Origin of the sequence: Parasphingopyxis algicola (assembly GCF_013378075.1) — a bacterium.
In the GTDB taxonomy this organism is placed as follows: Bacteria; Pseudomonadota; Alphaproteobacteria; order Sphingomonadales; family Sphingomonadaceae; genus Parasphingopyxis; species Parasphingopyxis algicola.
In genome coordinates, this window is record NZ_CP051131.1 from 306,998 (window position 1) to 331,402 (window position 24,405).

Sequence of the window (24,405 nt, forward strand, 5' to 3'; positions counted from 1 at the left end):
TGCTAGAAGGGCAGGGCTTCGACAGGCTCAGCCCGAACGGAATGTGAATGTCTGACTATCGAATCCAAGGCGCCACCGGCGACTGGGAGGTCGTGATCGGCCTCGAGGTCCATGCGCAGATCACGTCCAACGCCAAGCTGTTTTCCGGCGCGTCTACGGAATTCGGTAACGAGCCCAATTGTAACGTGTCGCTCGTCGATGCGGCGATGCCGGGGATGTTGCCGGTCGTGAACGGCGAGTGCCTGCGCCAGGCCGTGCGGACGGGGCTCGCGCTCAATGCGCAGATCAACCGCTGGTCGCGCTTCGACCGCAAGAATTATTTCTACGCCGACCTGCCGCAGGGCTATCAGATTTCGCAGCTTTTCCACCCGATCGTCGGCGAGGGCGAGATCGAAGTGTCGCTCGACGAAAAGGACCCCGAGGGAACGGTCAAGACGATCGGCATCGAGCGCATCCATGTCGAACAGGATGCCGGCAAGCTGATGCACGACCAGCATCCCACCATGTCATATGTCGATTTGAACCGATCGGGCGTGGCTCTGATGGAAATCGTCTCGCGGCCGGACATGCGATCGCCTGCCGAAGCAGGGGCTTATGTCCGGAAGTTGAGATCGATTCTCCGCTATGTCGGCTCGTGCGACGGCAATATGGAGCAGGGCTCGATGCGCGCCGACGTGAACGTCTCCGTGCGCAAGGTTGGTGAAGATTTCGGCACCCGGACCGAGACGAAAAACGTCAATTCGATCCGCTTCATCCAGCAGGTGGTCGAGACCGAGGCGCGCCGCCAGGTCGATCTGATCGAGGATGGCGGGACGGTGGTGCAGGAAACCCGGCTGTTCGATCCGGACAAGGGCGAAACCCGCTCGATGCGCTCCAAGGAAGATGCGCATGACTATCGTTACTTCCCGGACCCGGATTTGCTGCCGATCGAGCTCTCCGAGGAATTTGTCGAAGAAGCGCGTGCGAGCCTGCCCGAACTGCCCGACGCCAAGCGGCATCGCTACGAAAAGGAGCTGGAACTCAGCGCCTACAACGCCGCCGTGCTGACCGCCGAGGCGGAGACGGCGCGCTGGTTCGAGGCATTGCTCGCCGAAAGCGCCAAGAAGCAGGGCAAGCCCGAGGCGGATGTCGCCAAGGCCGCGTCCAACTGGCTGATTTCGGACCTGTTCGGCGGACTCAACAAGGCCGGCGTGTCGCTCGAGAAATCGCCGATCAGCGCGGCGCAGGGCGCCGAACTGCTGGCGCTCGTCGCCGATGGCACGCTCTCCGGCCCGCTCGCCAAACAGGTGTTCGAGATCATGTTCGAGACCGGCGACGATCCGGAAAAGATCGTCGAGGAGAAGGGGCTCAAACAGACGTCCGACACCGGCGAGATCGAAAAGGTCATCGCCGAGGTGCTCGAAGAGAATGCCGACAAGGTCGAGGAATATCGCGGCGGCAAGGACAAGCTGTTCGGCTTCTTCGTCGGCCAGACGATGAAGGCGATGGGCGGCAAGGCGAATCCCAAGGTCGTCAACGAGCTGTTGAGGAAGGCGCTGGGCTGATAACCTCGTCATGCTGAACTTGTTTCAGCATCCACCTGTCATCATGCGATGACCGTGTTTGTGGAGCAGTGGACCCTGAAACAAGTTCAGGGTGACGATTTTCGTTAAATTCGCGAGTCCTTAGAAAAACGGCTGGTTCGCGGGATCGTCCGGATCGACGGGCGTGTGGATGCCACATTCGGTCTTGTCCCAGCCGCGCCAACGGCCCGCGCGCGGATCTTCGCCCGGCTTGACCTTGCTGGTGCAGGGCGCGCAGCCAACCGAGAGATAGCCTTCGGCCTCGAGCGGGTGGCGGGGCAGGTCATGCTCTTCGAAATAGGCGTCGAGATCGGCCTTCACCCAGTCGCCGAGCGGATTGAGCTTCAGGCGACCGTCTTCCACTTCGAAGCGCGCGATATTCTCGCGAGTCACCGACTGAAATGCCTTGCGGCCCGAGATCCAGGCATCGAGCCCTTCCTTGGCGCGGGCCAGCGGTTCGACCTTGCGGATCGCACAACAGCCGTCGGGATCGAACGACCAGCGCAGTTCATTCTCGTCCTTCTCGGCGAGAACCTCGGGATCGGGAGTCACGACGGATGCGTTTTTGATGCCGAACGCCTCGATCAGGGTTTCGCGATAGTCGAGCGTTTCGGGAAACATCTTCAGCGTGTCGACAAAGACGACCGGAATCGCGGGATCGGCCTTGGCGACGAGATGCAGCAGCACCGCGCTTTCCGTACCGAAGGAGGAGACGACCGCTATTTCGCCGAGCTCGTCTTCCGCGAATAGCGCGCGCAGCATGGTCTGCGCGTCGACGCCCTCGAACCGCGCGTTCAGCGCGTCGGCATCGGCCTGCGTATAACGTGGGCGCGCATCGATCATGTCGAGTGCGCGGGCGGCGTTACTGGCCATGTCGTCTGCTCCAGATTGGTCTGCGGTCATCGGCTGCCTCCTGGTACACGTTACTCCAGCGCGAAAGCGCGGTTTCCGTATCTGCGGGATCGAGCGGTTTTTCGGGTGCGAAACTGTCGAATCCGCACCGCCGCATGAACGCAAGCTGATCGACAAGCACATCGCCCTGCGCGCGCAGTTCGCCTGTATAGCCATGTTCGCGCAATATCCGGGCGGCAGAATAGCCGCGCCCGTCGCCGAAAACGGAAAAGCCGATCTCGATCAGGGCGAGCCGGTCGAGATAGGGGATGAGCTGGCGCGCATCCTCGCCATCCTCGAGCCGCACCGCGGTCGCGTTGGACTGATCGAGGAATCCATCGAGCGTCACGGCCGGCTCTTCATGCGGCTCGTCGTCGCGGAAGCGCAGGACATCAGCCATAAAGCGCCTCCTTGAACGGCTCCATGCCGAGCCGGCGATAGGTATCGACGAAGCGTTCGCCGTCCTCGCGCGCCTCGACATAGACGTCGGTGACCTTCTCGATCGCATCGACGATCCCGTCCTCATCGAAACCCGGGCCCGTGATCTTGGCAAGACTCACATCCTCCGCCCCCGATCCGCCGAGCAGCAGCTGGTAATTCTCGACGCCTTTCCGGTCGACGCCCAGGATACCGATATGGCCGGCGTGATGATGGCCGCAGGCATTGATGCAGCCCGAAATCTTGAGCTTGAGCTCGCCCAGCTCCTTCTGCCGGTCGATATCGGCGAAGCGCTTGGCGATCTTCTGCGCCACGGGAATCGAGCGCGCATTGGCGAGGCTGCAATAATCGAGCCCCGGGCAGGCGATAATATCGCTGATCAGGTCGAGATTGGGGCTGGCGAGATCGGCCTCGACGAGCGCCTGCCAGAGCGCATGGAGATCCTGCTTCCGGACATGCGGAAGAACGATGTTCTGCGCATGCGTCACCCGGCATTCGTCGAAGCTGTAGCGTTCGGTGAGATCGGCCATCACTTCCATCTGCGCGGCGCTCGCATCGCCCGGGATGCCGCCGACCGGCTTCAGGCTGATCGTCGCGATCGCATAGCCGGGCTGTTTGTGCGCGCTGACATTCTGGTCGAGCCAGACCGCGAAATCGGGATCGGAGCGGTCGATGTCGTCGCTGAGCCCGGTCTCGAAAGCGGGGTCCTCGAAATGCGAGAGGATGCGCTCGAGTTCGGCGGCCGGTGCGTCGATATTCTGACCCTGGAGGTGGGTGAACTCCTCCTCGACTTCCTCGATGAACTTCTCCGCGCCCATCTCGTGGACGAGGATCTTGATCCGCGCCTTGTACTTGTTGTCGCGGCGTCCGTAGCGATTGTAGACGCGCATGATCGCCTCGGCATAGCTGACCAGCTCGCCGATCGGTACGAAATCGCGGATCAGCGGGGCGATCATCGGGGTCCGGCCCATGCCGCCGCCCGCATAATAGCGCGCGCCGATTTCGCCATCCTCGTTCTTGACGATCTGGATGCCGATGTCGTGGAGGCGCATCGCGGCGCGATCCTCGTCGGACGCGATGACGGCGAACTTGAACTTGCGCGGCAGGAACGAGAATTCCGGGTGGAAGCTCGACCATTGGCGCAGAAGCTCTGCATAGGGGCGGGGATCGGCGACCTCGTCGGCTGCCGCGCCCGCAAACTGGTCCGAGCTGATATTGCGGATGCAATTGCCGCTGGTCTGGATCGCGTGCATTTCGACCGAGGCGAGATCGGCGAGCAGGTCCGGCGTCTCTTCCAGCTTGATCCAGTTATACTGGATATTCTGCCGGGTCGTGAAATGCCCGTAATCGCGGTCGTACTTGCGCGCGATATGGGCGAGCATCCGCATCTGTGCGCTCGACAACGTGCCATAGGGAATGGCGACGCGCAGCATATAGGCGTGCAGCTGCAGATAGAGGCCGTTCATCAGCCTGAGCGGCTTGAACTGGTCCTCGGTAAGCTTGCCGGCGAGGCGGCGCTCCACCTGGTCGCGAAACTCCGCGACGCGCGTGTCGACCATCTCCTGGTCGTAGGAATCATATTTATACATGTCAGATTACCCAGTTTCCGGCAGCCGGATCCGGCGGCGCGATTTTGAGATCGGGGCGGACCGTGGGGCCGGTCGCGCGGACCTTTTCCTTGATATGGACGGGCAGGATGCCGTCGTCCGTGCGTTCGGCATCGACCAGATAGCAATCGTTGACGGCGCGCTTCGCGATCTCGCGCGCCATCACGTCCGGCGCATTGTCATGCAATTCGGCTGCGTCGGACACATGACGGGACCAGTCATAGCCGGTCCACCAGACGACATCGCCGGTCTTGAGGTCGTTGCCGGTCAGGATCTTCATGCCAATTTCTCCGCATTCTCGGCCAGCGCGACCAGCCGATCCTCGGCCAGCGACCGGTCGACCACTTCGCCGACGATGATTACGGCCGGGCTCGCGACCCGCTCCCGCTCGACGAGCCCGCCGAGATCGGCTAGCAGGCTGCGCATCGCCCGGGCACCGGGAAGCGTCGCGCGTTCCACGATCGCGACCGGCATGGACGGCGAAACGCCATCGGAGATCAGCTTGTCGGCAATGTCCGCCGCCGTCGCGACGCCCATATAGATAACCAGCGTCCGGCCGGTGCCGGCAAGGCCCGACCAGTTCTGGTCCGACAGGCCCTTGCACTGGCCCGCCACGAAAGTAACCGCACTCGACGCCTCGCGATGGGTGAGGGGGAGCACTGCCTCCGCGGCAGCGCCGAGCGCGGCGGATATGCCGGGAACGATTTCTACGGCGATCCCGGCCTTGCGGAGCGATTCGGCTTCTTCGCCGCCCCGTCCGAAAATGAATGGGTCTCCGCCCTTGAGGCGCAGCACGGTCAGTCCTTCCGAAGCCTTCTCGACAAGCAGCGCATTGATGCCGGGCTGCGGTACCGTATGCCGGCTGCGCTTCTTGGCGACCGAAATGCGCGGCGTGGCCGCGGGTATCAGATCGAGTATCCGCTGATCGACCAGTCCGTCGTGCACGACGATATCGCCCGTCGCGATCGCCCTCGCGGCGCGCAGCGTCAGCAGGTCGGGATCCCCGGGACCCGCGCCGACGAGCAACACCTTTCCGGCGTTCTCGGAAGCCAGATTGTCGTGCGAACTTTCCATGACCGCAACATGGCCAAACCGGCCTTCCCGAACAAAGCATGGTTGCTTGTCCGGAGTTTAGCTGAGCTTTGCGGGCTCCGGGACGTCAGACTTCCGCTTCCGGATCCTTCAGGCCGACGGCGATCGACGCGCGCACCGCGGGCGCTTCGGCCGAAGCGACCGGATAGGCGCAATAGTCGGCCGCGTAATAAGCGCTGGGCCGGTGATTGCCGGAAAAGCCGATGCCGCCGAAGGGCGATGCCGAGGAGGCGCCGTTGGTCGGTTTGTTCCAGTTGACGATGCCAGCGCGGATATTGGCCCAGAACCGGTTGTAGAGGTCCGGCGAGCCGCTGAGCAGCGAAGCCGAAAGGCCGAACCGCGTATTGTTCGCCTCCACCAGCGCGCTGGTGAAATCGGGGACGCGGACGACTTGCAGCAGCGGTCCGAAAATTTCCTCGTCTGCGCGCCGCTCCACGCTCGTCACGTCGATCAGGCCGGGCGTCAGAAAGGGCTTGTCGTCCTCGACACGCCGAAGATGGGCGATCGGGTTGCCGCCCTTCATCATCAGGTCGAGGAAACCGTCGGTCACGGCTTCGGCCGATTCGTTGTCGATGACGCAGCCCATGAACGGGGCGGGGTCGGCATCGGGCGGACCGATGATCATCCGATCGATGATCTTGCAGACCGCTTCGATCAGCGGCTCGTGCTGGCCCTCCTCGACGATCAGCCGCCGCGCCGCGGTACAGCGCTGGCCGGCCGTCATATAGGCGGACTGGACGACGATCGCGGCTGTCGCCTCGATATCGGGCGAGTCCCAGACGACGAGCGGGTTGTTGCCGCCCAGTTCGAGCGCCAGGATCTTGTCGGGCCGCGGGCCGAACTGCTGGTGCAGGGCGAGGCCGCCGCGGACCGAACCGGTGAAGAGCAGCCCGTCGATACCCTCATGCCCGGCGAGCTTCTTGCCCTGTTCGGGACCGCCGATGAGCAGGCGAACGACATTTTCCGGTACCCCGGCTTCGCGATAACAGCCGACCAGGAACTCGCCGACCGCCGGAGTCTTCTCCGATGGCTTGAAGACGATCGCGTTTCCCGCAATCAGCGCCGGCACGATGTGGCCATTGGGCAAGTGTGCGGGAAAGTTGAACGGGCCGAGTACCGCGAGCACGCCATGCGGTTTGTGGCGCAGCGCATTCTGTTCGCTGAGCGCGCCCTCCTTCTTGCGCGAGGGCGTCCGCTCGAAATAGGCCTCGGCCGAAATATCGACCTTGGCGACGACGGCTTCGACTTCGGTGCGCGCCTCCCAGAGCGGCTTGCCGGTCTCGCGGGAAATGAGTGCGGCAAACTCGTCGATCTTGCCGCGGACGATATTGGCGAAGCGCCGCATCGTTTCGATCCGATAGCTGCTCGATTGCGAGGCCCAGCCGGCCCATCCGCCGCGCGCCGCCGTCACCTCGGCATCGGCATCGCCGACGGGCGCTTCCCAGATGGTCTCGCCGGTGGCCGGATTGGTGGAAATGATGGAATCAGTAACAGACATATCAACTCTTCACGATGAGCGACGATGCCCCCACTGGTACGCCGCTAGCACGCCAGATAGCGGGGTTCAGTGGCCCTGCATAGCTTCCCCCATGCGGCGGATGCCCTCGACCTTGGCGGTGAGCGGCTGCCAGTCGTCGGCCTCGTCGATTCGCGACCAGATCGCCTCTACTTCCTCGATAAGCATCGAACAGGGATCGGGGTCCGACCAATAGGCGTGACGGGGCGAGGCCGCGCGATAGGCCGGCATCGCCTCGGCCACGGCGGCGAAAGCGTCATCGTCATAGGCCGGATCGGCGGGTGATCCGCCGCGCCTCTGCCCGCCGCGCCAGTCGAAGAAGAAACGGTCGATCGTGACGTCGGACTCCCGGAGCGCCTTTTCGATGGCGGTCAGCAGCGCGACATCCTCTTTCCGGCTTCGGGATTCCACGCCGAGCCGGCCCAGCATGCTCTCGCGATAGGCGTCCTGATAGAGCGGTCCAAAGCCTTCGATCAGTTTGATCAGCGGCTCGGCTTCCTCGATCAGGCGCAGCGAGACGGCAAGCTGGGCGATGTCCCAGTGGATGGCCTCGGCCTGGCGCGCGAACGCGTAGAGACCGGTCTGGTCGAAATAGGCGGCGGTGAAGCCCGGTTCCCAGTTCGGCGTGAAGCGCCAGGGGCCGTAATCGAAGCTCTCGGTCGTGATCGCGATATTGTCGCTGTTGAGGACCCCATGGACGAAGCCTGCCGCCATATAGGAGGCCGCGAGCCTGGCGCCGCCCGCGACGACATGGGCGAGCAGTTTTTCCGGACCATCCTCTGCCGCTTCCTCGCCGAAATAATGTTTGAGGCAATAGGCGATGAGCGTCTTCATATTTTCCGGTTCGCGCAGGGTCGCGAGCCGCTGGAAAGTGCCGATCCGGATATGGCCGTGGCTGAGCCGGACCATTACCGAGGAGCGGGTGGGGGAGGGTTCGTCGTTGCGCTCCAGCGCCTCGCCGGTTTCGATCAGCGAGAATGTCTTGGAGGTCTCGACGCCCAGCGCTTCGAGCATTTCGGTGGCGAGGATCTCGCGTACGCCGCCCTTCAAGGTCAGCCGTCCGTCGCCGAATCGGCTATAGGGCGTCTGGCCCGATCCCTTGGTGCCGAGATCCATCAGCCGATCCGCGCCGTCGCGCATCTGGGCGAAGAGAAAGCCGCGGCCGTCGCCGATTTCAGGATTGTAGCTGCGGAACTGGTGACCGTGATAACGGAGCGCCAACGGTTGCTGGAGCGAACCGTCCAGCGGTTCGAACCGCCCGAAATGGGCGATCCACTGCTCGTCGCTCAGGCCGGCCAGCCCAACCGTCTCCGCCCAGCGGTCGTTGCGGAAGCGGAGGACGTGTTGCGGGAATTGTGCGGCCTCGACCGGATCGTAAAAATCGGCACCCAGCTCGTGGATCGCGGTTTCGGGACGGTAAGTTGAAGCTTGCGGCAAAATCGACATGGTCCGATATGGGGGGCTCCAAGGGGAGGACGCAAGCGTGGCGGACTATAGCGACGGAGTTTGGTGGTCGAATGACGGGCTGCGCCTGCATTATCGCGCCTATGACGGGCCGGACGACAAGCCGCCGATCCTGTGCCTGCACGGCCTGACCCGCAATGCGCGGGACTGGGAACCGGTGGCCGACCGGCTGGCCGGCGACTGGCCGCTCCATGTGCTCGAGATGCGCGGGCGCGGCGAAAGCGCCTATGCGACCGACCCGATGACCTATGTGCCGCTCACCTATGTCCAGGATGTCGAGGCGTTTCTCACGAGCCTGAACATCAGCCGCTATGTCGCCTTCGGCACCTCGCTCGGCGGGATCATCACGATGCTGCAGGCGGCGACGAATCCGGAGCGGCTGGCGGGCGTGCTGCTCAACGATATCGGGCCGGTCATCGAGGAAGAGGGAGTCGAGCGGATCCGCGGCTATGTCGGCAAGGGCGGCACTTTCCCGACCTGGCTGCACGCTGCGCGGACGCTGCGAACCGGCTTTGGCGACGTCTATCCGAAATGGGCGCTGGCCGACTGGCTCGCGATGGCCAAACGGCTGTGCAAGGTCCAGCCCTCGGGCCGGATCGGCTATGATTACGACATGCGGATCGCCGAACCGTTTCGCGTGCCGGGCGGCGAGGCCGGTTTCGACATGTGGACGGCCTTTGCCGGCCTGAACGGCGTGCCCACGGCGCTGGTGCGCGGCGGCCATTCGGAAATCCTGTCGGAAGCGACCGCGCAGGAGATGCAGCGGCGCAAGCCCGATCTCGCAATCGCGACCGTGCCCGATGTCGGCCATGCGCCCGTGCTCAACGAGCCCGAAGCGGAAGCCGCGATCGATGCACTGCTGGAGCGCGTGCGGGCGTGAGCGAACCGGCCCGGATCCTCCATCTCCATTCGACATTTTCGCTGGGCGGGAAAGAGGCCCGGGCTGTCCGCCTGATGAACGCCTTTGGCGGCCGCGCGCGGCACACGATACTGAGCGCGATGCCCGATGAGCTGGGCGCGCGCGAGGCCATCGACGCGTCCGTCGTCGCGGATTTTCCCGCCGACGCGCCGTCGCTGGCGGGCAAGCCTGGCCTGGGCCGGTACCGGGCGCTGGCCGACTATATGCGCCGGTTCGATCTCGTGCTCAGCTACAATTGGGGCGCGATGGACGGGGTGATGGCCCATCGACTGTTCGGAGCGGGCTTGCCGCCGATCATCCATCATGAAGACGGGTTCAATGCCGACGAGGCGGATCGCCTGAAAACGAAGCGATCGGTTTTCCGGCGGCTGGCCTTTCCCACTCTCTACAAGCTTGTCGTGCCGTCCGATCGGCTCCGCGCCATCGCCCGTTCCGTGTGGAAACAACCCGAAGATCGCGTGCAGCAGATCGCCAATGGTATTCCGGTCGAGCGATACGCCGCTCCGCCCGAGGCCGATGCCATTCCTGGTCTCACGCGGCGGCTCGATGAGATCATCGTCGGAACGATCGCCGGTTTGCGCGCGGTGAAGGACCTGCCGCGGCTGGTGCGCGCGGTTGCGGCGCTGCCGGAAAATGTCCGGCTCGTGATCGTGGGCGAGGGGCCCGAGCGCGCTGCGATCGAGGCGGAGGCCGCGCGTTGCGGTATCGCCGAGCGGGTATTGCTGGCCGGCTTTCTCGACCGGCCCTGGCGCTATGTCGGCAATTTCGACATTTTCGCGCTGTCTTCGCGCAGCGAGCAGTTCCCGATTTCGGTCGTCGAAGCGATGGCGTCTGGTCTGCCGGTCGCATCGCCCGCGGTCGGTGATGTCGCCACTATGGTCTCGGACCAGAACAAACCGCTCATCGGGTCCGGCGATGGCGATCTGCGGGCCGCTCTCGAACGGCTGGTGACGGACGCCGCGAACCGCGATTCGATCGGCGCGGCGAACCGCGAAAAAGCGCGGGCCGAATATGGCGAAGGCCGCATGATTGGGGCTTATGCCGCGCTTTATGGCGAAGCGCTCGGAAATCGCCGGTTGCTGACGGGTGAGTAAATAGTTCGCATCGTCCCCAAAAAGCCCCTATATGCGGGTGAAACGGGGTCGGAGTTTCTATGTTCAAGGGTCTAAATGCCATCAACTATGGCGGTCGCGAAGTACTGCCGCTGATCGAAGGCGGCAAAGGGGTCGCCGCTACCAATCATATGAGTTCGGGCGCATGGGCCGCAGCAGGCGGTATCGGGACGGTATCCGCCGTCAATGCCGACAATTATGATGCGGACGGCCGGGTGATCCCGCAAATCTATCACGGCAAGCGCCGCGTCGACCGGCACGAGGAGCTGATCCAATATGCGATCGACGGCGCGGTCGAGCAGGTGCGCCGCGCGTTCGACATCGCGAGCGGCAAGGGCGCGATCAATATCAACGTACTCTGGGAAATGGGCGGCGCGCAGGATGTGCTTCACGGCGTTCTCGAAAAGACCAGGGGTCTCGTCGCGGGCGTGACCTGCGGCGCGGGCATGCCATACAAGCTGTCCGAGATCGCGGCGTCCTACCAGGTCCATTATCTGCCGATCATCAGTTCGGCCCGCGCCTTTCGGGCGCTGTGGAAGCGCGCTTACTCGAAAGCGGCCGAATGGCTGGGCGCGGTGGTCTATGAGGATCCGTGGAAGGCCGGCGGGCATAACGGTCTCTCCAACGCCGAAGATCCGCTGAAACCCGAAGATCCCTATCCGCGCGTCAAGGCGCTGCGCGATACGATGCGCGCCGAAGGGATTTCGGACGACCTGCCGATCGTGATGGCGGGCGGTGTCTGGTATCTGAGGGACTGGGATCACTGGATCGACAATCCCGAGCTCGGCCAGATCACCTTCCAGTACGGGACGCGTCCGCTGCTGACGCAGGAAAGCCCGATCCCGCAAGCGTGGAAGGACACGCTGACGACGCTCGAAGAGGGCGATATCCTGCTCCACAAATTCTCGCCGACGGGATTCTATTCCTCCGCCGTTCGCAATGAGTTCCTGCAGAATCTTGAGGCGCGGTCTGAACGACAGATCGCGTTCTCGCGCGAAGCGGCTGGCGACCATCAATATCAGCTCGATGTCGGCGTGAAGGGCAAGAATTTCTGGGTAACGCGCGGCGATCTGCTGCGTGCGCGCGAATGGGATGCGCTGGGCTTCGCCATGGCGCTGAAAACGCCGGACAACACGCTGGTGTTCGTGACCGCCGAAGAAGCCGCCCTGATCCGCAAGGACCAGGCCGATTGCATGGGTTGCCTCAGCCAGTGCCAGTTCTCGTCCTGGAAGGACAAGGACAATTACACGACCGGCAGGCTCGCCGATCCGCGCTCCTTCTGCATCCAGAAGACGCTGCAGGACATCGTCCATGGCGGGCCGATGGAGCACAACCTGATGTTCGCCGGCCATAACGCCTTCAACTTCAGGACCGATCCCTTCTATTCGAACGGATTCGTGCCGACGGTGAAGCAGCTGGTCGAACGCATCCAGACGGGCGACTGACCGGAGCGTTTACCCGCGAGGTAATTGCGACGCTTCCCGGAATGCGTGAAACCGTCCCAAGGATCGGGAGGGTAGATGGTCGATCGTATCGCTTGGGTCGTATTGGCGTTGGTGCATCTGTTGCCCGGCATCGCCTTTTTCATGCCGTCGATGATTTCCCGGCTTTACGGCGTGGAGGCGGGCTCATCCGTCTTTCCGCTGCTCCATCACCGCGCGGCGCTGTTTGCCGTCGTGCTGATCATCTGCATCTGGGCCGCTGCGGAATCGGACGTGCGCCGGTTGGCGGCCGTTGCAACGGCGGTCTCGATGCTCAGCTTTCTCGGCATCTACTGGTCGGCCGGGCAGCCGGTGTCGCTGCGGACGATCGCCCTGGTCGATCTGATCGGCCTGCCATTTCTGCTGTTCGCGGCCTGGCGCGCCTTTTTCAGCGGCTGACGCTTACTCCCAGTCCCAGGCCTTTTCGCCGTGCTGGGAAAGATCGAGGCCTTCCTGCTCCTGCTCCTCGGTCGCGCGCATCGGGAAAACGAGGCCCGTGATCCAGGCGAGCCCGGCCGTCGCGACGAGCGACCAGAGCGCGACGACGCCGATCGCGGTGAGCTGGCTGACGAGCTGGCTCGTCATGGTGACGCCCGGCGCATAGCCGGTGCCGCCAAGCCCCTCGGCCATCAGGATCGCCAGCATCGCGGCGCCCAGCATCCCGCCGACGCCATGGACCGCAAAGACGTCCAGCGAATCGTCGATCGCGAACCGCCGCTTGATCAGGCCGACCGCGCCGAAGCAGATGATACCGGCGAGCAGGCCGAGCAGGATCGCGCCGCCCGGCCCGACGACATTGGCCGCCGGCGTGATCGTCGCGAGGCCGGCGATGACGCCGGTCGCGACGCCGATGCCGGTCGATTTGCCAAACCGTATCTTCTCGATCGCCGCCCAGGTCAGCGCGGCCGTGCTGGCCGCGACATGGGTGTTGAGGATCGCGGAGCCCGCGCCGAAATCGGCGACCAGGCCGGAACCGCCGTTGAAGCCGAACCAGCCGACCCAGAGCAGGGCGGCGCCCGTCATCGTCAGCGCGGCGCCGTGCGGCGGGATCAGCTTTTTGGGGAAACCGCCGCGGCGGCCGAGCAGCAGGGCGATGACCAACGCCGAAAAGCCGGCCGTCGTATGGACGACGATGCCGCCGGCGAAATCGAGCGCGCCGAGCGCCGCCAGCCAGCCGCCGCCCCAGATCCAGTGGGCGACCGGGATGTAGACGACCAGCAGCCAGAGCGCCGTGAACACCATGACCCATCCGAAACGCGCGCGCTCCACCCAGGCGCCCACCATCAGCGCGGGGGTGATGATCGCGAAGGTCATCTGGAACAGGACGAAGCTCGATTCCGGAATGGTCGTGCCGGGAAACACCTCGCCGAGCCCGGACAGCATGGCGAGGCCGGTGCCGCCGACAAAGGCGCCACCTTCGCTGAAGACCAGGCTGTAGCCGATCGTTACCCAGATCAGAGACGCGACGCAGCAGATGCCGAAACACTGCATGACGACCGACAGGAAATTCTTGGTGCGAACGAGCCCGCCGTAAAAGAGCACGAGGCCGGGCAGGGTCATGAGCAGGACGAGTGCGCTCGCCGTCAGGATCCAGGCCGTATCGCCCGAATTGACAACCACGGGGGCGGGCGGGAAGCCGGGCTGAGCGTGCGCAGCGCCGGTGGCTGTAGAGGCAAGAATCGCAGCAGCGATCCCGTTCCAAATCCTGTGCATGTTCGCTCCCCTGTCTTTCGTGCGCCGGATTGAACTCCGGTCGGTTAGGCCCAGCCTTCGAGCACCTGGTCCGGCGGACGATGGCCGTCTGCCCAGATGCGGATATTCGCGATTACCTTGTCGCCCATCGCCTCGCGCCCCTCGAAGGTCGCCGAGCCGAGATGCGGCAGCAGCACGACATTGTCGAGCGCGAGCAGGCGATCGCCGATATGCGGTTCGTTCTCGTAGACATCGAGCCCGGCTCCGGCGATCGCGCCCTTTTCGAGCGCGTCGGTCAGCGCTTCCTCGTCGATAATCTCGCCGCGTGCCGCATTGATCACGTAGACGTCCTTGCCGAGCAGGCCGAGCCTGCGCTCGTCGAGCAGATGATGGGTCTCGGCCGTGTAGGGACAGTTGATCGAGAGGATGTCGATATCGGCGAGCATGTCGTCGATATCCTCGCGCCAGGTCGCCTCGAGCGTCTGCTCGACGGCCTCCGGAAGCCGATGACGGTTGTGATAGTCGACTTGGATCCCGAAGCCGCGCGCCCGCCGCGCCACCGCCTGGCCGATCCGGCCCATGCCGACGATGCCGAGCCGCTTGCCGTTGACCCGGTGGCCGAGCATGCCGGTCGGCGCCCAGCCTTTCCATTTGCCGGCGCGGACGAATTTCTCGCCTTCGGCCAGCCGGCGCGGCACCGAGATGATCAGGGCCATCACCATATCGGCGGTGTCTTCGGTCAGCACGCCGGGCGTGTTGGTGACCATGATATCGCCGGCGCGCGCGGCCGAGAGGTCGATATGATCGACGCCGACGCCGAAATTGGCGATCAGCTTCAGCTGCGGCCCGGCGCTCGCGAGTATGTCCGCCGTGATATCGTCGGTAACCGTCGGCACGAAGACTTCGGCGCGCGCGACGGCGTCTTTCAGCTGGTCGGCCGACATCGGCGTATCGTCCGCATTGAATTCCGCATCGAACAGCTCGGCCATCCGCGCCTCGACCTGATCGGGAAGCGTGCGGGTGACGATGGTTTTCGGGCGTTCGATCTGCGGCATCGCGACGTGAATTGCAGGCTGCGTCGCGATGCGTCAAGCGGATCGCGGGTTGAAGCCTTGACCGGGCTTTGCTTAGAGACGGGTACGGACCTTCCCAGGAGGGGCCGTCGACAGAGGGGCGGTGCACAATATGCGCAATGGCGTGCGATTGATGGCGGTGATGATCGGGCTGGCGCTGCTGTTCGTGCCCGATGGCGCATGGGCGCAGGCGCGCGAGACGCCCTACTGGGCCTCGATCTCGGCCGGGCAGGCCCGGATGCGGACCGGGCCGGGCCGCAATTTTCCGATCAGCTGGCTCTATCAGCGCGCCGGGCTCCCGGTCCGGGTGGTCGAGGTCTACGAGAATTGGCGCAAGATCGAGGACCCCGACGGCACGCAGGGCTGGATGCTCGTCAATCTCCTGAGCGCCGACCGCACGGCGATGATCATCGACGATATCCACCCCATGCGCGAGACGCCGCAGGAGGGCGCGCAGATCCGCTACCGGGCCGAGCCGGGCGTCGTGGGCCGCATCCGCAGCTGCCGACGCGGCTGGTGCGAATTCGATGTGCGGGGGCGCAGCGGCTTTGTCGAAACCCGACATCTCTACGGGATCGAGGATGACGAGCGTGTCGACGACTAGGGCGGCATGGTGCCCGGTGGCGGCGGCGCGACCGTCGCCGATGTGATCGAAGCATGGGCCGGTCTGCCACTGGCATGGCGGCTGGGCGCGGGCGCGCTGCTCGGCGCGATCATCGGCAGCTATCTCGCGACGCTCGCCTTGCGCTGGCCCAGGGGCGAGCCGGCGTCGCGCGGACGCTCGCGGTGCGACGGGTGCGGCCGGGCGCTCGGTTGGGCCGACCTTGTTCCGCTGGCGAGCTACGTCATGCGACGCGGCCGTTGCCGGGTCTGCGGCGCACAGATCGATCCCGTCCATCCGCTGACCGAATTGGCGGCCGCGCTGATCGGCGGCCTGTCGTTGGCGCTCTATCCGGGCGTAAACGGTTTCGCGGGCGCGATCTTCGGCTGGGTACTGTTGCTGCTGGCGACACTCGATATCCGGCACTTCTGGTTGCCCGACCGGGTGACGCTGCCGCTGGTCGGTCTGGGGCTCGGCTCGGCCTGGCTGACCGGAACGCCAAGCCTGGCCGACGCCCTCATCGGCGCGGCGGCCGGTTTCCTGCTGCTCGTCGCGATCAATATCGCCTATCGCGCGCTGCGCGGTCGGGACGGGCTCGGGGGCGGCGACTCGAAACTGCTCGCGGCGATCGGCGCCTGGCTCGGCTGGCCGATGCTGCCGTTCGTCCTATTGCTGGCCAGCGCGACGGGGCTTCTCGCGGCGGTTGCGGCGCGGCTGCGCGGCGTATCGATCCGGGCGACCGATCGCCTGCCTTTCGGCGCGTTTCTGGCGGTTGCCGCCTGGCCGCTCTGGCTGGCTCGCGACGCGCTTGCGACATTTTTGCACCTTTTGTGATTCGCTCATGTCACTGAATTGTCATAAAAGCCGTCATCGCGGTGTAACACTCAACGCCTAGCGGGCGTGTTTCGGGGATTTATACATGCGCCTATCGCTCGATGCCCGTGCCCAGCTCCTGCTGAGACGGCTACCGCGAACAACCTGGTTCACCGTGCTGGAGATCGTGCTGCTCTCCGTGCTGGCCGTTCAATGCGCGCGACTCGTCTGGGCGATCGCGACGCCGGTCGGACCGATCGGCGACTGGCGCAGCGATGCCGGCGTCCCGTCGCTCTCCGCGCCCGACATGGCGCTCTTCGAGACCTTCGATCCCTTTTTCCGGCTGGAGGGCAATGCGCGGGTCGTCGTCACCGATCTCGACCTGAGCCTGTTCGGCGTGCGGCAGGACCAAGCGAGCGGCCGCGGCTCGGCGATCATCGCGCTGCCGAATGGCGAGCAGGACAGCTTCCTCGTCGGCGATGAGCTGATGCCCGGTGTGACATTGGAGTCGGTCGGCTTCGACTTCGTGACGATCTCGCGCAACAGCGCGAGCGAACAGATTTTCCTCGATCAGTCGGGCGGTGCGTCGCCACCGGCGCGATCCGCCGCGCGCCCCGCACGGAACAATGCGGCCAGGCCGGGTGCCGCACCGGGCGGCAGCGCCGCGGCGCAAAGCCGTCGCCCGGCGGTCGAAACCGTTACGCCGGCGGCGCTGGCGGCGGGGACCCAGATTTCGCCGCGCCGCGAGGGCAACCGGCTCACGGGAATAGTGCTGCAGCCGAGCGGCGATAGCGCGGCGGCGTTGAACGCCGCGGGTTTCCAGCCCGGCGACGTGATCGTCTCGATCAACGGCGAGCGGATACAGGATATGGGGCAGGCGGTCAGTTTCGCCCGCAATCTCGGCGCCGGGGACGGCTTCGTCCAGGTGGAGCGCAATGGCGAAACGGTGTCGTTTCGCGCAAGGGTGGGTGAATGAAAAAGATAACGACCGTTCTTGCCGCGATGGCGATGCTGGCGACGCCGATCGCGCCGCTTGGCGCCCAGCATGTGCTGAACCTGCGCAATGCCGATGTCCGCGCCTTCATCCAGGACGCCTCGCGCGTAACGGGGCGGACCTTCGTGATCGATCCGTCGGTCAGCGGCACCGTGACCGTGGTGACCGACCGGCCGCTCTCCCAGTCCGAATATTTCGAGGTTTTCCTGTCGACCCTGCGGGCCAACGGGCTGGTCGCCATACCGACGGCGGGCGGCGCGCTGCGCATCCAATCGACCGCGAGCGCAGCCGGGCAGCCGGGCGCGGTCGGAACCGCACGGACCGGCAACAACGCCTTCGTCACCGAGATTTTCCGCCTGCGCAACGTCCCGGCCGCCTCGGCCGTCGAGACCCTCCGGCCGCTGGTCAGCCAGGAAGGCTCGATCACCGCGAATACGGCGGGCAACTCGCTGGTGATTGCGGATTTCGCCGACAATGTCCGCCGGATGCGGGCGCTGATCGATCGCGTCGATGTCGATTCCAGCGCGAGCGAAATCGTCGCGCTCGACAATGCGGGCGCGCGCGAGATCGCGGCTTCGCTGCAAGGGCTGGTGTCGGGCGGGGAGGGCCCGTCCCCGGCGTCGGTGGTTCCGGTCGACAGTTCAAATTCGCTCGTCCTGCGCGGGGATCCCGCGACCGTCGCCCGGATGGCAGCGCTGGCGCGCGAACTCGATACCCGCGCGGCGAGCGGAACCGAGATCCGGGTCATCTTCCTCGAATTCGCCGATGCCGGGCAAATCCTGCCGGTACTCGAACGGGTCACGGGACAAGTCGGTTCGGTGTCGGCATCGACATCCAGCGCGGCGGTCGCGCCAAACGCGGGCGAAGGCGGGTCCGGCGGCGGCTCCGCCGAAGCGGCGGGCGGGCGGCCGGGCCAGCGCGTTATCGTGACGGGTTATGAGGGCGCCAATGCGATCATCATTTCCGCGCCACCCGAAATGCAGCGCACCCTGGGCGAGCTTGTGCGCCAGCTCGATACGCGGCGCGACCAGGTCCTTGTCGAGGCAATCATCGTGGAGATTTCCGATGCGGCGGCGCGCGAGCTCGGCGTGCAGTTCCTGTTCGGTGGAGAGGATGCGCCCTTTGCCGTCACCAATTATTCGAACGTCCAGCCACGCATCCTGGACATTGCCGGTGGTCTGCTGGCCGACGAGATCGACCAGACGACGACTGTCATCAATGGCGATGTCGTCACCACGACCACCAACTCGGCGGTCGGCGATCTGCTGCGCGAGAATGCGGCGCGTTCGATCCTCGGCGCGCGGGGCGGCTTCCTCGGCTTTGCGTCCGAGCTCGGCTCGGACCTGATCTTCGGCGCGATCCTCAACGCCGTGCAGGAGGATACCGATTCCAACGTCCTCTCGACGCCCTCGATCACCACGCTCGACAATCAGGAAGCGAGCATCCTGGTCGGCCAGGAAATCCCGATCTCGACCGGCGAGGCGCTGTCCGACAATTTCGACAATGCCTTCCGCACGATCCAGCGCGAAAATGTCGGTATCGAGCTCGAGGTCCGGCCGCAGATCAATGCGGGCGGCGCGATCCGCCTCGATATCCGGCAGGAAGTCAGCTCGATCGCCGGCCCCGTGTCGGACGATTTCAACGAACTCATCATCAACAAGCGCGAGATCGAGACGACGGTGACGGTCAACGACAGCGAGATCATCGCGCTCGGCGGCCTGCTCGACGACAATGAACGGCGCACGATCCAGCGGATCCCGATCCTCGGCGATATTCCGATCATCGGCGAGCTGTTCCGCTCGCGCGCGCGGACCCGCACCAAGACCAATCTGATGGTCTTCATCCGGCCGACCATATTGTCGAGCGCCGACGACCGGCGCGCGGTCATGGAGCGGCGCTACGGCTATATTCGGGCCCGACAGTTTCTCGCCGATCCCGATCGCGAGCCCGGGATCGACACGCTCGTCCGGCAATATCTGGGCGTAACGCCGCCCGGCCGTCCGCCGGCGAACCCGCCGCCGGTCGATCCGAGCATCATCGTGCCGGACGTCAGCACGAGCAGTTCGACCGTTCGTCCGGTTCCGGTACCCGAGCCGGAGGAGCCGCAGCCATGATCGAGATCCGGCGCGGCGACGAGATCGAGCCTGAAGCGGCGCCTGCCGAACCTGCGGCCGCTCCGGACGCCGATGGCGACGCGACGCCGCTGCCCGGCATGGCGATCAACATCCCCTATGGCTTCGCCCGGAAATTCGGCGTGGCGCTGCTCGACGGCGATCCGGAAGACGAGCGGTTCAGGGTGGCGCTGCGCGAGGGTGAGGATCCGCGCGCGCTGCTCGAGGTGCGCCGCTTTCTGAGCCGGCCCTTCGATGTCGAGATGGTGCCGCCGGAGCGGTTCGATACGATCCTCTCCGAACGCTATGCGGTGGACGGGCAGGCGGCGGCGGACGCGGCGAGCGGGCTCGGCGATCTCGACATGCTGGCGAGCGACATCCCGACCGCCGAAGATCTGCTCGACAGCGCCGACGACGCACCCGCGATCCGGCTGATCAACGGCATCATCGCCGATGCGGCGCGGCAGGGCGTGTCGGATATCCATATCGAACCCTATGACACGGGCCTCGTCGTCCGGATGAGGATGGACGGCGTGCTGCAGGAAACCTTGCGCATGCCCCCGCATGCCGCCTCGACCGTGGTCAGCCGGATCAAGGTGATGGCGCGGCTCGATATCGCCGAGCGCCGCATTCCGCAGGACGGGCGGATTTCGCTGACTCTGGGCGGCAAGCTCCTCGACGTGCGTGTCTCGACCCTGCCGAGCAGCGCCGGCGAACGTGTGGTGCTGCGTATCCTCGATAAGGACAATGCGGGCATCGGGCTGGAGGAACTCGGCATGCCCGAGCGCGTCGATACCGTGTTCCGCCAAGCGATGGCCGAACCCAACGGCATCATCCTCGTCACCGGGCCGACCGGATCGGGCAAGACGACGACGCTCTATGGCGGGCTGCGGCTGCTCAACGATGGCTCGCGCAATATCCTGACCGTCGAGGATCCGGTCGAATATGCCATCGAGGGTGTCGGCCAGACCCAGGTCAATCCGAAGGTCGGCCTCGATTTCGCCACCGGGCTGCGCGCGATCTTGCGCCAGGATCCCGATGTCGTGATGGTCGGCGAAATCCGCGACCGCGAAACGGCCGAGATCGCGGTGCAGGCCTCGCTGACCGGTCATCTCGTGCTCTCGACCGTGCATACCAACGATGCGGTCGGTGCGATTACGCGCATGCGCGATATGAAAATCGAACCCTTTCTGCTCGCTTCGACCCTGCGCGCCGTCGTGGCGCAACGCCTTGTCCGCAAACTCTGCCCCCATTGCCGCGAGCAGGTGCAGGCGTCGAACGCGGTTGCGGCCCTGCTCGGCTTCGATGCGGGGACTCCGATTTTCGAAGCGCGGGGCTGTCCGGAATGCAGCCAGACCGGCTACAAGGGCCGCACGGGCGTGTTCGAGATCATACGGATCGATGACGATATCCGGCGGATGATCAATGCCGGCGGCGACGAATCACAGATCGCCCGCCACGCCTATCTCCATGCGCCCAATCTCGGTTCCGCCGCCCGCGCGCTGGTGCGCGATGGCGTGACGACCGCGGAAGAGGCGGTGCGGATTTCACGGATCGAGGAGCCCGAACCCGTCGATGCCTAGCTTCGATTATCTTGCCCTCGATACGGCGGGCCGCGAGAAACGCGGCACGGTCGATGGCGAGACGCTCGAAGCGGCGCGTGCGCGGCTCGATGCGCGGCGGCTCTATGTCGTCCGGATCGCGCCGGGCACGGGTGGACCACGAAAGGCGGCGGCCAACGATACCGCGCCGCTGCTCAGCCGCTCGATCGAACTGCGCAACCATCTGTCGGCGAAGGAACTGACGCTCTTCACCCGGCAGCTGTCGACCCTGGTCGATGTCAGCCCGCTCGAAGAAGCGCTGCGGACGATCGCGCTGCAGGCGGAAAAGCAGCGCGTGCGCCGCGTGCTCGAAACCGTCCATGCCGGGGTCGTCGAGGGCCAGCGGCTGGCGCGCGCGATGGAACGCGAGGAGAAGAGCTTCCCCCCACTGTACCGCGCGATGATTGCAGCAGGTGAGGGGTCGGGAGCGCTGCCGAGCATCCTCGCCCGGCTCGCCGATCTGCAGGAGCGCCAGGCCGAAGTCCGCGGAAAAGTGCTGACCGCGCTCGCCTATCCGATCATGCTGACCATCGTCGCCATCGCCGTCGTTTTCGCCCTGATGATCTTCGTCGTGCCCCAGGTGGTGGAACAGTTCGACAGCGTCGGGCAGCAATTGCCGCTGCTGACGCGGATCGTGATCGGCCTCTCGAACTTTCTCGCCAATTGGTGGTGGGCGCTGTTGCTGGTTCTCGCACTCGCCGGTTTCAGCCTGTGGCGCGCGCTGCAAAATCCCGATTTCCGTTTGCGCTTCGACCGGCGCCTGCTGCGCCTGCCGATACTCGGGCGGCTGATCCGCGATCTCCATGCCGCGCGGATGGCGCGGACGCTGGCGACGATGATCGGCAGCCGGTTACCGGTGCTCGAGGGGCTGACCCTGACCGCCAAGACGGTGCGCAACGCCGCGCAGCGCCAAGCGTCCGAAGAGGTCGCCGAGGCCGTGCGTCAGGGTGGCAGCCTCTCGGCGGCGCTGCGCAAGGCCGATATCTTCCCGCCGCTTCTCGTCTATATGGCGTCGAGCGGCGAGGCGTCCGGGCAGCTGGACGTGATGCTCGAACGCGCCGCCGACTATCTCGAACGCGAATTCGACGCCTTCACCTCCGCCATGCTCTCGCTGCTCGAGCCGGCGATCATCATCGTTATGGGAGTGATCGTCACCTTGATCGTGCTCGCGATCCTGCTGCCCATTCTCCAGCTCAACACTTTAGCCGTCGCATAGGGTTTCATCATGTCGCTTATTCGCCTCCTGTACCGCCAGCTCGAAAAAGAGCGCTCCGACGAGGAAGGCTTTACGCTGACCGAGCTGATGGTCGTGCTCGTCATCATCGGCCTGCTCGCCACCGTCGTGGTCATCAACGTGCTGCCGGCCGCCGATCAAGCGAACGCCACCAAGGTGCGCGCCGATATCAGCACGCTTGAATCCGCGCTCGAACAGTATCGGCTCGACAATATGACCTATCCGCGCAGCGAGCAGGGGCTGCAGGCGCTGGTGACGCCCCCGGGCGATCTCGCACAGCCGCAGCGCTATCGCCGCGGCGGCTATATCCGCCGCCTGCCCAACGATCCCTGGGGCAATCCCTATCAGTATACGATGCCGGGCGCGCAGAGCGGCGGCCCCTACGACATCTTCACCTATGGCGCCGACGGCCAATTGGGCGGCGAGGCGGAAAATGCAGATATCGGCAACTGGCAGTGAAATGAAAACTCCGCCCTCCCTGAGCTTGTCGAAGGGTCGTTCTCCTTTTTCTGCATCGTTGAAGAAGAGAAAGACAGGGCTTCGACAGGCTCAACCCAAACGGATGGTAGGGTTGGCCCGGGAGCGGGGCTTCACGCTGACCGAATTGATGGTCGTGCTCGTGATCCTGGGTATATTGGCGTCCGCCATCGTTTTCGTCATGCCCGACCCGCGCGGCCGCCTTATCGACGAGAGCGAGGCCTTCGCCGCGCGCGCCCATGCGGCGCAGGAAGCGGCTATCGTCGAGATGCGGGACACGGCACTCTGGGTGTCGCCGGCCGGCTACGGTTTCGAGCGGCACGACGGCGAGGGTTGGACGCCGATGGGCAGGCCGCCTTTCGAGGACCGGCAATGGCCGGCGGACACTGCGGTGACAATCGCGCAGCAGGACGGCGAGCGGACCCGGATCGTGTTCGACGCCACCGGTCTCAACGATCCGCTGGACGTGACCTTGGCGCGCGACGAGAGCCGCGTCAGCGTCGCCATCGGGGCGGACGGGACGATCCGGGTCGATGGTTAAGCCTCGCATGATATCGGTCGTCCCCCAACCGTTGGTCTCGAGTGGATGTTCGAGCGAAGTCGAGAACGCAGTCGAGAGGCAGGCAGCGTGTCTCGACTCCGCATCTCGGCTTCGCTCGATGCTCGCTCGACATGAGCGGGCGGGGAGATTGTCCGACGAAGCGGGCTTCACCCTGCTCGAAATTCTGGTGGCGCTCGCCGTGTTCAGCATTGCGGCGCTCGCTCTGCTCAATCTCGAAACGGTGACGGTGAGCAATACCAACCGCATCGCGGACCGGACGTTCGGCCAGATCGTCGCGCGCAATGTCGCGGTCGAAACGCTCACCGATCCCGCGCCACCCGCGATCGGCACGGCGACGGGCGAAGAAGTGAATGGCGGGCGGATCTGGCAATGGACGCGGATCACGGGACCGTCACCCGAGGCGCGAATCCTGCAGATCGAAATCGCGGTCGTCGACGAAGCCGGCGATCGCGCCGCGGATCTCACCATCTTCCGGTTTGCGGCACAATGACGGGGCGGCGTGTTTCCGAGGGCGGTTTCACGCTCGTGGAGCTGATGGTGGCGCTGTTCATCTTCGGCATCCTTTCGGCCGCCGGGGTGGCACTGCTCCGTTTCAGCGTGGACTCGCAAACAGCCTCTAGCGAAGCGCTGGCCGATATGGGCGCGATTCGCAGGTTGAACGCGGCGCTGACCAACGATCTCGGCCAGATCGCGCCTCGCCCCGCGCGCGACGTCGCCGGCCAGCGGCAGAACGCCTTTTACGGCGGCGGCGGTGCGGACGGCGACCTGCTGATCAGCTTCGTGCGGCGCGGCTGGAGCAATTATAACGGTGAAGCGCGCTCCTCGCTCCAGAAAGTCGACTACCGGCTCGTCGACGGCGTGCTCGAGCGCCGCGCTTATCCTTATGTCGACGGTGCCGATGCCTTGTCGTCGGCGCGCCTCGTTTCGGGGATCGAGAGTATCGCGCTCCGCTATCGCAGCGAGGGCGAGTGGCGCGACCGCTGGGACCCGACATTGGCGACCGAGCTGCCCGATGCCGTCGAACTGATCGTCGAGATCGAAGGGCTGGGTCCGCTCCGCCAGCTGTTTCAGACGGGGGCAACGGCGTGAGCGGCCGACTTCATTCGCCGTTTGCACTGAGCTTGTCGAAGTGCCGTACTTTCTTTTCCTCTACGCGGAAAAAGAA

At 65.1% G+C, this 24,405-nt stretch carries 24 protein-coding genes; 15 read left to right on the forward strand and 9 right to left on the reverse strand.

The features are described 5' to 3' along the window. The first annotated feature begins 47 nt into the window (after positions 1-47). Entirely contained in the window at positions 48-1,544 is a 1,497-nt protein-coding gene (gene gatB, locus HFP57_RS01665; RefSeq protein WP_176868138.1) for an Asp-tRNA(Asn)/Glu-tRNA(Gln) amidotransferase subunit GatB, read from the forward strand. 120 nt (positions 1,545-1,664) lie between these two features. Here the strand turns inward: gatB and HFP57_RS01670 are convergent, their stop codons facing one another. The 7 genes from HFP57_RS01670 to HFP57_RS01700 all read right to left on the reverse strand — a co-directional run bounded on the left by HFP57_RS01670 (position 1,665) and on the right by HFP57_RS01700 (position 8,552). Next, positions 1,665-2,435, reverse strand: a complete 771-nt coding sequence (locus HFP57_RS01670; protein ID WP_246263248.1) for a phosphoadenylyl-sulfate reductase — start codon at positions 2,433-2,435, stop codon at positions 1,665-1,667. Next, positions 2,425-2,853 (reverse strand): DUF934 domain-containing protein, encoded by a 429-nt coding sequence (locus HFP57_RS01675; RefSeq protein WP_176868139.1) that lies wholly within the window; start codon positions 2,851-2,853, stop codon positions 2,425-2,427. The genes HFP57_RS01670 and HFP57_RS01675 overlap by 11 nt, the downstream gene beginning before the upstream one ends. Continuing rightward, complete coding sequence (locus tag HFP57_RS01680) at positions 2,846-4,480, reverse strand: nitrite/sulfite reductase (protein ID WP_176868140.1); 1,635 nt, start codon at positions 4,478-4,480, stop codon at positions 2,846-2,848. Before HFP57_RS01680 ends, HFP57_RS01675 begins: the two co-directional genes overlap by 8 nt. 1 nt (position 4,481) lies before the next feature. Continuing rightward, a complete protein-coding gene (locus HFP57_RS01685) occupies positions 4,482-4,778 on the reverse strand; it encodes a DUF2849 domain-containing protein (RefSeq protein WP_176868141.1) in 297 nt (98 codons plus the stop codon). Further along, complete coding sequence (cobA, locus tag HFP57_RS01690; protein ID WP_176868142.1) at positions 4,775-5,572, reverse strand: uroporphyrinogen-III C-methyltransferase; 798 nt, start codon at positions 5,570-5,572, stop codon at positions 4,775-4,777. The genes HFP57_RS01685 and cobA overlap by 4 nt, the downstream gene beginning before the upstream one ends. 85 nt (positions 5,573-5,657) lie before the next feature. After that, a complete protein-coding gene (gene astD / locus HFP57_RS01695; protein ID WP_176868143.1) occupies positions 5,658-7,088 on the reverse strand; it encodes a succinylglutamate-semialdehyde dehydrogenase in 1,431 nt (476 codons plus the stop codon). 66 nt (positions 7,089-7,154) lie between these two features. After that, a complete protein-coding gene (locus tag HFP57_RS01700; RefSeq protein ID WP_176868144.1) occupies positions 7,155-8,552 on the reverse strand; it encodes a protein adenylyltransferase SelO family protein in 1,398 nt (465 codons plus the stop codon). A 37-nt stretch (positions 8,553-8,589) separates the two neighbouring features. On the opposite strand from HFP57_RS01700, the gene HFP57_RS01705 reads away from it, so the two are divergent. The 4 genes from HFP57_RS01705 (at position 8,590) to HFP57_RS01720 (ending at position 12,481) form a co-directional block, all read left to right on the forward strand. Next, complete coding sequence (locus tag HFP57_RS01705; RefSeq protein WP_176868145.1) at positions 8,590-9,450, forward strand: alpha/beta fold hydrolase; 861 nt, start codon at positions 8,590-8,592, stop codon at positions 9,448-9,450. Continuing rightward, positions 9,447-10,583: a glycosyltransferase gene (locus tag HFP57_RS01710; protein ID WP_246263249.1), complete on the forward strand. Its 1,137-nt coding sequence runs from the start codon at positions 9,447-9,449 to the stop codon at positions 10,581-10,583. The genes HFP57_RS01705 and HFP57_RS01710 overlap by 4 nt, the downstream gene beginning before the upstream one ends. A 59-nt stretch (positions 10,584-10,642) precedes the next feature. Next, positions 10,643-12,046: an NAD(P)H-dependent flavin oxidoreductase gene (locus tag HFP57_RS01715; protein ID WP_176868146.1), complete on the forward strand. Its 1,404-nt coding sequence runs from the start codon at positions 10,643-10,645 to the stop codon at positions 12,044-12,046. A gap of 75 nt (positions 12,047-12,121) precedes the next feature. Beyond that, complete coding sequence (locus tag HFP57_RS01720; protein ID WP_176868147.1) at positions 12,122-12,481, forward strand: hypothetical protein; 360 nt, start codon at positions 12,122-12,124, stop codon at positions 12,479-12,481. Positions 12,482-12,484: 3 nt separating this feature from the next. Here the strand turns inward: HFP57_RS01720 and HFP57_RS01725 are convergent, their stop codons facing one another. Together HFP57_RS01725 and HFP57_RS01730 are read right to left on the reverse strand one after the other, a co-directional pair. Further along, positions 12,485-13,795: an ammonium transporter gene (locus HFP57_RS01725; RefSeq protein WP_176868148.1), complete on the reverse strand. Its 1,311-nt coding sequence runs from the start codon at positions 13,793-13,795 to the stop codon at positions 12,485-12,487. Between the two features lie 44 nt (positions 13,796-13,839). Further along, positions 13,840-14,829: a 2-hydroxyacid dehydrogenase gene (locus HFP57_RS01730; RefSeq protein ID WP_176868149.1), complete on the reverse strand. Its 990-nt coding sequence runs from the start codon at positions 14,827-14,829 to the stop codon at positions 13,840-13,842. Positions 14,830-14,959: 130 nt separating this feature from the next. On the opposite strand from HFP57_RS01730, the gene HFP57_RS01735 reads away from it, so the two are divergent. From HFP57_RS01735 to gspJ, 10 genes are all read left to right on the forward strand, one after another. Then, complete coding sequence (locus tag HFP57_RS01735; protein ID WP_176871096.1) at positions 14,960-15,451, forward strand: SH3 domain-containing protein; 492 nt, start codon at positions 14,960-14,962, stop codon at positions 15,449-15,451. Positions 15,452-15,457: 6 nt separating this feature from the next. Next, complete coding sequence (locus tag HFP57_RS01740) at positions 15,458-16,282, forward strand: prepilin peptidase (protein ID WP_176868150.1); 825 nt, start codon at positions 15,458-15,460, stop codon at positions 16,280-16,282. Between the two features lie 85 nt (positions 16,283-16,367). Continuing rightward, a complete protein-coding gene (locus tag HFP57_RS01745; RefSeq protein ID WP_176868151.1) occupies positions 16,368-17,237 on the forward strand; it encodes a type II secretion system protein N in 870 nt (289 codons plus the stop codon). Then, positions 17,234-19,369 (forward strand): type II secretion system secretin GspD, encoded by a 2,136-nt coding sequence (gspD, locus tag HFP57_RS01750; RefSeq protein ID WP_176868152.1) that lies wholly within the window; start codon positions 17,234-17,236, stop codon positions 19,367-19,369. The genes HFP57_RS01745 and gspD overlap by 4 nt, the downstream gene beginning before the upstream one ends. A 98-nt stretch (positions 19,370-19,467) precedes the next feature. Next, on the forward strand, positions 19,468-20,949 hold the full coding sequence (locus HFP57_RS01755) for a GspE/PulE family protein (RefSeq protein WP_246263696.1): 1,482 nt from the start codon (positions 19,468-19,470) through the stop codon (positions 20,947-20,949). After that, the gene (gene gspF / locus HFP57_RS01760) at positions 20,942-22,183 is read left to right on the forward strand and encodes a type II secretion system inner membrane protein GspF (protein ID WP_176868154.1); all 1,242 of its coding nucleotides are present in this window, start codon (positions 20,942-20,944) and stop codon (positions 22,181-22,183) included. Before HFP57_RS01755 ends, gspF begins: the two co-directional genes overlap by 8 nt. A 9-nt stretch (positions 22,184-22,192) precedes the next feature. Beyond that, complete coding sequence (gspG, locus tag HFP57_RS01765; protein WP_176868155.1) at positions 22,193-22,660, forward strand: type II secretion system major pseudopilin GspG; 468 nt, start codon at positions 22,193-22,195, stop codon at positions 22,658-22,660. Between the two features lie 103 nt (positions 22,661-22,763). Next, positions 22,764-23,219, forward strand: a complete 456-nt coding sequence (locus HFP57_RS01770; RefSeq protein ID WP_246263250.1) for a GspH/FimT family pseudopilin — start codon at positions 22,764-22,766, stop codon at positions 23,217-23,219. A 148-nt stretch (positions 23,220-23,367) separates the two neighbouring features. After that, positions 23,368-23,730, forward strand: a complete 363-nt coding sequence (gspI, locus tag HFP57_RS01775; RefSeq protein WP_246263251.1) for a type II secretion system minor pseudopilin GspI — start codon at positions 23,368-23,370, stop codon at positions 23,728-23,730. Beyond that, positions 23,727-24,329 carry a type II secretion system minor pseudopilin GspJ gene (gene gspJ, locus HFP57_RS01780; protein ID WP_176868158.1) on the forward strand — a complete coding sequence of 201 codons (603 nt, stop codon included), beginning with the start codon at positions 23,727-23,729 and terminating at the stop codon, positions 24,327-24,329. The genes gspI and gspJ overlap by 4 nt, the downstream gene beginning before the upstream one ends. The last annotated feature ends 76 nt before the right edge of the window (positions 24,330-24,405 follow it).